Genomic DNA, 9453 nt, shown 5'->3' with positions numbered 1-9453 from the left:
CACCGCCGGGCCCGGAGCGCGCCCGGCCCGTGGCACGAGCAGGCCGCCGGTCCGCAGCACACGGACCATCCGCAGCACACGGACCACCCGCAGCACACGAACCACCGCAGCACACAAACCACTTCAGTCACCGGGCACGAGGGCGGAGGGTGCGGCATGACCGACGGCACCAGGGACAGCGCGGAAGTGGCGGCGGAACCCGGGCAGCGTGTGCGCTGGCGGTCCATCGGGCCGGGCCTGGTGGTGGCCGCCACCGGCATCGGGGCCGGTGACCTGGTGGCCACCCTGGTGGCGGGCAGCCGCTTCGGCTACAGCCTGCTGTGGGCGGTGGTGATCGGGTGTGCCATCCGGATCGCCTTCGCCGAGGGCGCGGCGCGCTGGCACCTCGCCACCAGGCGCACGCTGTTCGACGGCTGGCGTTCCATCGGCCGGTGGACGCTCTACTACTTCGGCTTCTACAGCGTGATCTGGGGCTTCGTCTACGGCGCCACCGCCATGTCGGCCAGCGCGCTGCCGCTCGCCGCGCTGTTCCCGGGCTTCGTCGACCTGAAGGTGTGGGGGATCGCGGTGGCCCTGGTGGGGCTGCTCTTCGTCTGGTTCAACCGGTACGCGGTCATCGAGCGGGTGATGACCGTGCTCGTCGGGCTGATGTTCCTCATCGTGGTGGTGCTCGCCGTCCGTGTCGGACCGCGCCTCGGCGAGACCGCGACCGGGCTCGTTCCCAGCCTCCCCGAGGGTTCGCTGCTGTACACGCTCGGAGTGATCGGCGGCGTCGGCGGCACCATCACCATGGCCGCCTATGGCTACTGGGTCAACGCGAAGGGCTGGCGGACGCCGGGCTGGATGCGCATGATGCGGCTGGACAACTCCATGGCCTACGTCGCGACGGGTGTGTTCACCATCGCGATGATCATTGTTGGTGCCGAGCTGCTGCACGCCACCAACATCACCCTCTCCGAGGGCAGCCGGGGCCTGCTCGACGTCGGGGACGAGCTGGAACGCCGCTTCGACGTCGTCACCGCCAAGATGTTCCTCGTCGGCTTCTTCGCCACGTCCTTCTCGTCGCTGATCGGTGTCTGGCACGGCGTGAGCCTGCTCTTCGCCGACTACGTGGCGCACCTGCGCGGCGCGGGCGACGGCACGGCCGAGATCGCCGCCGGGGTCCGGGAACGCTCCCTCCCGTTCCGCGCCTACCTGCTCTGGCTGAGCGTGCCGCCCATCGCGCTGCTCTTCCTGGACCGGCCCTTCGGCCTGGTCATCGCCTACGGCGTGCTGGGCTCACTGTTCCTGCCGTTCCTCGCCGGCACCCTGCTGTGGTTGCTCAACCGCTCCGACACGCCCCCGCAGTGGCGCAACGGCCGGCTGAGCAACACGATGCTCACGCTCGCCGCGCTGCTGTTCGTGGTGCTCTGCGTGGAGCAGATCCGCACCCTGCCCTGGTGAACCCGGACGCTGCTCCGGCGTACCGCACCTTCCCCGCCGACCCCGGGACCGGGCCCCCGACGCTGCCCGGTACCGGTGCGCCCCTCCCGGGCCGGGACGCGGAACGGCCCGCACGTCGCCGGCGTGGTGCCGACGGCGTGCGGGCCGGGGTCGCCCAGGTGTGCGGGCCGGTTACGGCAGCGCGTGGACGTGCGGTCCGACCACGGACGACCAGGCGTTGCCCGCGGTGGCGTCCCAGTTGGTGGACCAGGTCATCGCACCCCGGATGCCGGGGTACGTCCGCGAGGGCTTGAACGAGCCGCAGTTGGTGCCGCGGGCCAGGCAGTCCAGCGCGTCGGTCACCACCTTCGGCGCCACGTAGCCGGAGCCGGCGCCGCGGGTGGAGGCGGGCACGCCCAGACCCACCTGGGAGGCGTCCAGGCCGCCTTCGAGCTGGATGCAGGCCAGCGCGGTGAGGAAGTCGACGCTGCCCTGGCTGTAGACCTTGCCGTCGCAGCCCAGCATGGAACCGCTGTTGTAGTACTGGGTGTTGACGACGGTCAGGATGTCCTTCACGTTCAGCGCCAGCTTGAAGTACTCCGACGACGTGGACTGCATGTCCAGCGTCTGCGGTGCCATGGTGAGCACCAGGTCAGAGCCGGCCAACGCGGACAGCGAGCGCAGCGCCTGCGTCAGGTAGGTGGAGTTGATGCCGTGCTCGAGGTCGATGTCGACGCCGTCGAAGCCGTACTTCTGCATCAGCGCCCAGGTGCTGTTCGCGAAGCGGCTCGCGCTCTCGGGGCTGTTGATGGTGACGTTGCCCAACTCCCCGCCGACGGAGATGATCACCGACTTGCCGGCCGCCTTCTTGGCCGCGACGTCGGAGATGAACTCGGACTCCGAGGAGTAACCGAGCGCCGGGTCGAGATTGAAGGTGATCTCACCGGGCCGGCTGGTGGCGTCTGCGAACGAGACCGCGATGATGTCGTAGGCGTTCTGCACGTCGCGCAGCTTCTGCACCCTGGCGCCGTTGTCGAAGTTCTGCCAGTAGCCGGTCACCGCGTGCTTGGGCACGCCCGGCCCCGGGTTGCCGCCGGAGGGCCTCGTGGTGGCCGTCACCGGAGCCGAACGGGCCGACTCACCGGCGCCGTTGACGGCGCTGACGCGGAACTCGTACGAGGTGGCGGCGGTCAGGCCGGTGACCGTCGCCGAGGTGCCGGAGACCGACTGCACCCGCTCCCCGTCGCGGTAGACGTGGTAGCCGGTGGCGCCCTGCGCGGAGCCCCAGTTGAGGGCCACGGAGGTGGCGGTGGTCGAGCCGACGGTCAGTCCCCCGGGCACGGCCGGCGGCTCGGGGTCGGGATCGCCGGGGCCCTCTCCGGGACCGGTGAGGGTGAGGTCGTCGGCGTGGTAGGCGGGCTGGCCGTACCAGCCGTGGGTGTAGACGGTGACCGAGGTGGTGTTCGCGCCGGTGCGGAAGCTCGTCGTCAGCCGCTGCCAGCCGGACCCGCCGGGCGTCCAGGTGGACACGTCGGTGGTCCCGGTGCCGGAGGCGCCGAGGTACACGTAGGAGCCCTGCACCCACGCGTTCACCTCGTACTCCTCGTTCGGGAGCACGCTGACGACCTGGGAGCAGCGGGCGTTGTCGCTGCCTGCGGGTGTGGCGCGCAGTGCCGACGCGCCGCTGCCGGCCGGGCTGCCGACGGCCTGGCCGCTGCCGCCCGAGCACGTCCAGCCGGTGAGGCCCGACTCGAAGCCGGGATTGGCGAGCAGGTTGGTTTCGGCGGCGGCGGCGCTGCCGGTGAGTCCGCCGGCCACCAGGGAGACGGCGGCCACGGCGGTGGCGAGGGCGCCGCTGAGCAGCCGTCTGCTGCCCCGTGGGGATGTGCGTGCCACGACATGCCTCCAGGCATAGGGATGTGGGGGGTGCGGTGGGAGTGGAGGGTCTCGGGGTGGGAAACGCGTGAGGGAACGGCGGCCGCCGGGGGTGCTGTTGCTGCCGAAGAGTGGTCCAGACCAATAGTCTTGTCAAGGCTTGGCGCAACCGCCGCCGAAAGCACGCAGGTCACGCCGCCGACGCCCGCCCGTTCCCGCGCGTGGGCGAACACAACCCGGCTTGAGGGGAGTTGGCGACGTACCTGACCCGTCGCCGCCTGCGCACCCCACCGCGCGCCGTCCTCGTCCCGAACGGTGAAGGGACGGACCGCCCGGTGACCGGCACATACTGCCCGCCGCGAACTGTTCACCGGCAGGCCCCGCACGGCTAGGCTGCCGTGACAGGAAGACCACACAAGGTGATGTACGACAGCCGGGCGACGGCGCGACCGGCAGGCGTGAGAAGGAACGAACCGGGGGTACGCGTCACCGGGGAACGCGCCGGTGCACCAAGACGGTCGGCCGACTCCGCCGGCGGGCTCGGACCGCCACCGGGGCAGGCCGCCGGAGCAGGCGACCGGGCCGCCGCCGAAGCGGTGACCGGACCGGCACCGGAGAAGGCATCAGGACAGAAGGCGGGGAAGAAGACCACGTGCCCACCGCGATCGCAGTCACCAGCCCCGAACTGGTGCTTCCGCCGCCGGACCGGCAGACGCCGCCGGCCCACGTCCTCACCGCGCCGGCCGACCAGTCGCTCGACGCCGCCCTGGCCGAGACACGCCAACTCCTCGACCAGCACGGCTATCTCATCGTGGTCTACCCGCACTCCGTGCCGGCCGCCGTCCGGCAGCGGCTGCACACCGTGCGCTCGGTGCTGGAGAGCGACCGCATCGCGCTGATCCGCTCCGACCTGCCGCCGCTCGCCCTGGCCGTCCTGGTGCGCCAACTCCGCCAGCTGTCCGTCACCGACTTCCCGGCCGGCGTGCTCGCCGCGGCGATCCGGCTGCTCTCGCACTACATCCACGCCGGCGCACTCCTCAACTCCGTCGCCCGGCTCGACCACGTGCCGGTGTCGCTCACCGCGCACGCCAGGTCGTGGGTGCCGGGCAGCCAGTTCGCGGTGCTCACCACCCCCGCCCCGCAGCTCGTCAAGCTCGGTGGCGGAAACACCCTCAAGGGCCCCGACTACGCGACGCGGCTCGTCACCGCCGCCGGGCAGCTCTCCTCGGACTGGCCGGACACCGCGCTGGCCGCGCACTGGCAGGTCAGCGGAGTGGAACACGCCACCCTGCCACGGGAGTCGGCACAGTGGTGGGGTACCGGCAAGCTGGTCGAGTTCGCCGCCGCGATCCCCGACATCTCCGTGCTGTACCAGGTCGTCAGCTCCGTGCAGCGCACGGTCTGCCACTGGTGCGGGCTGCAACTCATCGGTGACCGCTGCGGGTTCTGCACGTCGCCGGTCCTGCCCGGAGCCACACCCAGACAGCACCGGTCGACGCCCGCCGCCCTCACCGGGGGTGCCGCTTCGGCATTCGGGCAGACATAGACCGGTGCACACGGCACCATTCGTTGTGCACACAGTCATACGCACGGACCGCACACACCGTTCACAGTCCCGGCCCCGAACGAGGTAACCCCCGGTCATGAATTCCCGCCAGCGCCGCGGCGTCATCCTGCTGGTCCTGTCGATCGTCGGCGCACTCGCCGCCTTCGGCGGGGTGCTCTCGGTGATCAGGAACGTGGAGTCGAAAGTCGGCCCCGAGGTGACGGCGTACGAGCTGAAGAACGACATCGAGCCCTACCAGGCTCTGCGAAGCGGCCAGTTCACCCGCATCACGATGCCGGAGCGATGGCTGCCCGAGACCGCGGTGACCGACCTGGGCGAGATCGAGGGCAAGATAGCCGTCAACCCGCTGCGCAAGGGCTCCCTGCTCCAGGCCGACATGATCGCCGACCGGCCCGCCCTGGAGTCCGGCCAGCAGGAGATCGCCATCATGATCGACGCGGCCACCGGGGTCGCCGGAAAGATCACACCAGGCTCCCGGGTCAACATCTACGCCACCTTCCGCGGCGAGGGCGACACCGAGTCCGTCTCCAAGGTGCTCGTCGACGGCGCCCGGGTCATCGACGTCGGCCGCCTCACCAGCATCCGGCCCGAGGACAACGAGCAGCCCACCGGCAGCGGGCAGGCCGTGCCCATCACCTTCGCGCTCGGCACGCTCGACGCCCAACGGGTCGCCTACGCCGAGTCCTTCGCCACACACGTCCGGCTCGCCCTCGTGGCCCCCGGTGACGACGCCACCGTCAACAAGGGCGAGCGCAACTACACGCTGTCCCAGGACAAGTGAGGCAGCCGATGGTCACCCGCATCATTCCGGCCACCGCCGACGCCGAACTGGCCCGGACGGTGTTCTCGCTGCTCAGCCAGCTCCCCGACACCGAACCCCTCAACCCCGTCGGCCACTCCACCGCCCTGCTGGACCTGCTGGCCTCCGTCGCCGCCGAGTCCGTCGCCGACCTGCCCGAAGTGGTGCTCGTCCACGAACGCATCGGGCCAGTGCCGGCGCTGGAGCTCATCCGGGAGATCGGGCTGCGCTTCCCGGCCGTCGGCACCGTGCTCATCACCACCGACGCCAGCCCCGCCGTCTACTCCGCGGCCATGGACTCCGGCGCCCGCGGAGTGGTCGGTCTGCCGCTCGCCTACGAGGAACTCGCCGCCCGCACCCAGTCCGTCGCCCAGTGGGCCACCGGCGTCCGCCGCCACCTCGGCAACGGGCCCGACGTACTGCCCGCCACCGGCGGCACCGTGGTCGCCGTCTCCGGCGCCAAGGGCGGCGTCGGCACCACCCTCACCGCCGTGCAACTCGCGCTCGCCGCGCAGGCCGCCGGCGGCAGCACCGCCCTGATCGACATGGACCTCCAGGCCGGCGACGTCGCCTCCTTCCTCGACGTCCAGTTCCGCCGGTCCGTCGCCGACCTCGCCGGCATCGGCGACCTCTCACCCCGGGTGCTCCAGGACGCCGTCTTCGCCCACCCCAGCGGCCTCGCGCTGCTGCTCGCGCCCGCCGACGGCGAACGCTCCGAGGAGGTCACCGACGCGGCGGCCCGGCAGATCGTCACCGCCATGAGCACCCGGTACGACACCGTCGTCATCGACTGCGGCACCCAGCTCAACAGCGCCAACGCGGCAGCCGTCGAGATGGCCGACACCGCCGTGCTCGTCACCACCCCCGACGTCGTCGCCGTGCGCGGCGTCAAGCGCATGGTCAAGCTCTGGGACCGGCTCCAGATCCGCAAGGCCGAGGAGACCGTCACCGTCGTCAACCGGCACACCCGCGGCACCGAGATCCAGCCCCCGCTGATCCAGCAGATCACCGGCACCCTCGTCGCCCGCACCACCGTGCCGGCCAACTTCCGCGAACTCCAGGGCTGCCTGGACTCCTCCCGCATGCATGAGCTGGACAGCCGAGGGGCAGTGAGACAGGCACTGTGGGCACTCGCCGGCGAACTGGGCCTCACCGGCCAGGGCACGAGCCCGCAGCCCGGCAAGGGACTGGTCCGGCAGGGCGACCGGGGTGCTCTCGCCCTGCGCCGCCGACGCGGCACGGCAGGGGAGCGCTGAACCATGCGGACACGGCGTACCGGCACCGACCGCGGACAGACGTCCGTGGAGTTCTTGGGCATGGCGCCGCTGATCCTGCTGGTGCTCGTGCTGCTGTGGCAGTTCGTGCTCGTCGGGTACACCTTCACCCTGGCCGGCAACGCCGCCGACGAAGCCGCCCGCGCCTGCGCGATCGGCGAGGACGCCGGCGCCGCGGCCCAGGAGGACCTGCCCGGCGCATGGCAGGCCGATGCCGACACCACCTGCGCCCGCAACCCCGGCGGCATGGCCCGCGCCGGCGTCGACCTGAAGGTGCCGGTGCTCTTCCCCGGCAGCGTCGACTTCCCGTTCACGGTCACCGGCACCGCCGGTGCGGCATCGGAGGCGGCCGAATGAGCACCCACTCCCGCCCCCGCAGCGGGCAGCCGGGCAGCCGGAAGACCGGCCGCGGTACGTCCGGCCACGGTACGTCCGGTCCCGGCACGTCCGGTCCCGGTCCGCGCCGCCGCGGAATGCACGGCTCCGGTGCGCGCGACCGCGGGCAGGCCGCCATCGAGTTCATCGGCTTCCTGCCGCTGCTGCTGATCATCGCCCTCGCCGGTGTGCAACTGGGCATCGTCGCCTACACCGCGTCCCAGGCGGGCACCGGCGCACGGGCCGCCGCCCGCTACGTCTCCCAGGACGACACCCGCAGCGCCGAACAGGGCGGCCGGCAGGCCATGAGCGACTGGCTCGCCTCCCGCGCCGCCTTCGACGAGGAGCGGCCCTCCGGAGAGGTCACCGTCACCGCGACCGTGCCGATCCCCTCGGTGATCCCCGGCGTCGGCTTCGGCACCGTCACCAAGTCCGCCACCATGCCCAGAGCCCGGGACTGACCGCCGATGCCACCACCCCCGCACCTCCCCACCGTTCCGGAGCGGCCGGCCGTCCCGGTTCGGGCAGCCGTCTCGTCCCGGGACGTGGCCGCGACCCGGGGGGACGCCGTCCGCCGCGTGACCGCAGGACCGAGCCGGAGAACGACGAGGAGAGCACGCCCATGAGCCTCAAGGCACGCCTCACCGCGCCCGAAGCCGCCTCGCCCCAGCACGAGGAGAGCCACCTCGTCACCGTCTACCGGGCCAAGCTCCTCGAGGAGATCGACCTCGCCGAGATGTCGTCGCTGGCCGCTACGGACCGGCGCGCCCGACTGGAACGCGTACTCGGCCACATCATCAGCCGCGAAGGGCCGGTGCTCTCCACCCAGGGGCGCGCCATGCTCATCCGCCGCGTCGTCGACGAGGCGCTGGGCCTGGGCATTCTCGAACCCCTGCTGGAAGACGTCACCATCACCGAGATCATGGTCAACGGCCCCGACCAGATCTTCGTCGAGCGGAACGGCCGCGTCGAGCAACTCCCGCTGCGCTTCGCCTCCAACGACCAGTTGATGCAGACCATCGAACGCATCGTGTCCACCGTCAACCGCCGCGTCGACGAGTCCAACCCCATGGTCGACGCCCGGCTGCCGTCCGGAGAGCGCGTCAACGTCATCATCCCGCCGCTCGCCCTGACCGGCGCCACCCTCACCATCCGCCGCTTCCCGCGCTCCTACAGCCTGCACGAGCTGATCGGCCTCGGCTCACTCGACGAACCGATGACGCTGCTGCTCGCCGCGCTCGTCCGCGCCAAGTTCAACGTGATCGTCTCCGGCGCCACCGGCTCCGGCAAGACCACCCTGCTCAACGCGCTGTCCGGGCTCATCCCCGAAGGGGAGCGCATCATCACCGTCGAGGACGCCGCCGAACTGCAACTCCAGCAGCAGCACGTCATCTCCCTGGAGTCGCGACCCCCCAACGTGGAGGGCAAGGGCCAGATCACCATCCGAGACCTGGTCCGCAACTCCCTGCGCATGCGACCCGACCGCATCATCGTCGGTGAGGTCCGCGGCGGCGAGACACTCGACATGCTCCAGGCCATGTCCACCGGCCACGACGGCTCACTCGCCACCGTGCACGCCAACAGCGCCGAGGACGCCCTGATGCGACTCCAGACCCTCGCCTCCATGTCCGAGGTCAAGATTCCCTTCGAGGCGCTGCGCGACCAGATCAACAGCGCACTCGACGTACTCGTCCAGCTCACCCGGCACGCCGACGGCTCCCGCCGCATCACCGAGATCGCCATCCTCGACTCGCACGGCCGCGAGGACTACCGCATCACCCGCGTCGCCGGCTTCGAGGCCCAGCCCATGGACGTCGACGGCGTCGTCCGCGGCCGGTTCCGCTACCACCCGCTGCCGCGCGCCGTCGCCCAGCGCCTCTACCTCGCCGGAGAGGCGCTGCCGACCGTGTTCGGCGTCGCCGGATCCGAACTGGAACTCAGCACCAGGGAAGCGAGGTAACCGACCACCGTGGAACCGGAAACCCTCGACCGGCTGGTCCTGCTCACGCTCGGCGTCACCCTGCTCACCTGCGTGCTCGCCGTCGCCGGCGTGCACGCCTACGCCACCGGGCGCGCGCAGCGACAGGCCCTCGTCGACCGACTCACCCACACCGGCACCCCGCTCGGCGCCGGCCGCGGCC

8 protein-coding genes and 1 pseudogene are annotated in these 9453 nt (G+C 71.5%); 8 read left to right on the top strand and 1 reads right to left on the bottom strand.

What is annotated here, in order from left to right:
• Nucleotides 1-156 precede the first annotated feature (156 nt).
• Nucleotides 157-1443, top strand: a complete 1287-nt coding sequence (locus ACYVE9_RS08495; RefSeq protein ID WP_461027128.1) for an Nramp family divalent metal transporter — start codon at nt 157-159, stop codon at nt 1441-1443.
• Nucleotides 1444-1614: 171 nt separating this feature from the next.
• Here the strand turns inward: ACYVE9_RS08495 and ACYVE9_RS08490 are convergent, their stop codons facing one another.
• Nucleotides 1615-3318: a chitinase gene (locus ACYVE9_RS08490; RefSeq protein WP_461027127.1), complete on the bottom strand. Its 1704-nt coding sequence runs from the start codon at nt 3316-3318 to the stop codon at nt 1615-1617.
• 631 nt (nt 3319-3949) lie between these two features.
• Between ACYVE9_RS08490 and ACYVE9_RS08485 the strand changes: the two genes are divergently transcribed.
• The 7 genes and pseudogenes from ACYVE9_RS08485 to ACYVE9_RS08455 form a co-directional block, all read left to right on the top strand.
• Nucleotides 3950-4843, top strand: coding sequence for a hypothetical protein (locus ACYVE9_RS08485; RefSeq protein WP_461027126.1), 894 nt, complete (start codon nt 3950-3952; stop codon nt 4841-4843).
• A 97-nt stretch (nt 4844-4940) separates the two neighbouring features.
• The gene (gene cpaB / locus ACYVE9_RS08480; protein ID WP_461027125.1) at nt 4941-5645 is read left to right on the top strand and encodes a Flp pilus assembly protein CpaB; all 705 of its coding nucleotides are present in this window, start codon (nt 4941-4943) and stop codon (nt 5643-5645) included.
• Between the two features lie 8 nt (nt 5646-5653).
• A complete protein-coding gene (locus ACYVE9_RS08475) occupies nt 5654-6919 on the top strand; it encodes an AAA family ATPase (RefSeq protein ID WP_461027124.1) in 1266 nt (421 codons plus the stop codon).
• A gap of 3 nt (nt 6920-6922) precedes the next feature.
• Nucleotides 6923-7294, top strand: a complete 372-nt coding sequence (locus tag ACYVE9_RS08470; protein ID WP_461027123.1) for a TadE/TadG family type IV pilus assembly protein — start codon at nt 6923-6925, stop codon at nt 7292-7294.
• Nucleotides 7291-7773 (top strand): TadE/TadG family type IV pilus assembly protein, encoded by a 483-nt coding sequence (locus ACYVE9_RS08465; RefSeq protein ID WP_461027122.1) that lies wholly within the window; start codon nt 7291-7293, stop codon nt 7771-7773. Before ACYVE9_RS08470 ends, ACYVE9_RS08465 begins: the two co-directional genes overlap by 4 nt.
• 161 nt (nt 7774-7934) lie before the next feature.
• Nucleotides 7935-9272 (top strand): CpaF family protein, encoded by a 1338-nt coding sequence (locus ACYVE9_RS08460; RefSeq protein ID WP_461027121.1) that lies wholly within the window; start codon nt 7935-7937, stop codon nt 9270-9272.
• A gap of 9 nt (nt 9273-9281) precedes the next feature.
• Nucleotides 9282-9453, top strand: a pseudogene (locus ACYVE9_RS08455) (type II secretion system F family protein); the annotation flags it as partial.

The sequence above is a fragment of the Streptomyces sparsus genome (genome assembly GCF_054776295.1).
This window is presented reverse-complemented; position numbering and strand designations above follow the sequence as displayed.

Excerpts from the sequence above, each read along its gene's own strand:
- ACYVE9_RS08495 (WP_461027128.1), top strand. The coding sequence starts at position 157 with ATGACCGACGGCACCAGGGACAGCGCGGAAGTGGCGGCGGAACCCGGG.
- cpaB (WP_461027125.1), top strand. The coding sequence starts at position 4,941 with ATGAATTCCCGCCAGCGCCGCGGCGTCATCCTGCTGGTCCTGTCGATC.
- ACYVE9_RS08475 (WP_461027124.1), top strand. The coding sequence starts at position 5,654 with ATGGTCACCCGCATCATTCCGGCCACCGCCGACGCCGAACTGGCCCGG.
- ACYVE9_RS08470 (WP_461027123.1), top strand. The coding sequence starts at position 6,923 with ATGCGGACACGGCGTACCGGCACCGACCGCGGACAGACGTCCGTGGAG.
- ACYVE9_RS08465 (WP_461027122.1), top strand. The coding sequence starts at position 7,291 with ATGAGCACCCACTCCCGCCCCCGCAGCGGGCAGCCGGGCAGCCGGAAG.
- ACYVE9_RS08460 (WP_461027121.1), top strand. The coding sequence starts at position 7,935 with ATGAGCCTCAAGGCACGCCTCACCGCGCCCGAAGCCGCCTCGCCCCAG.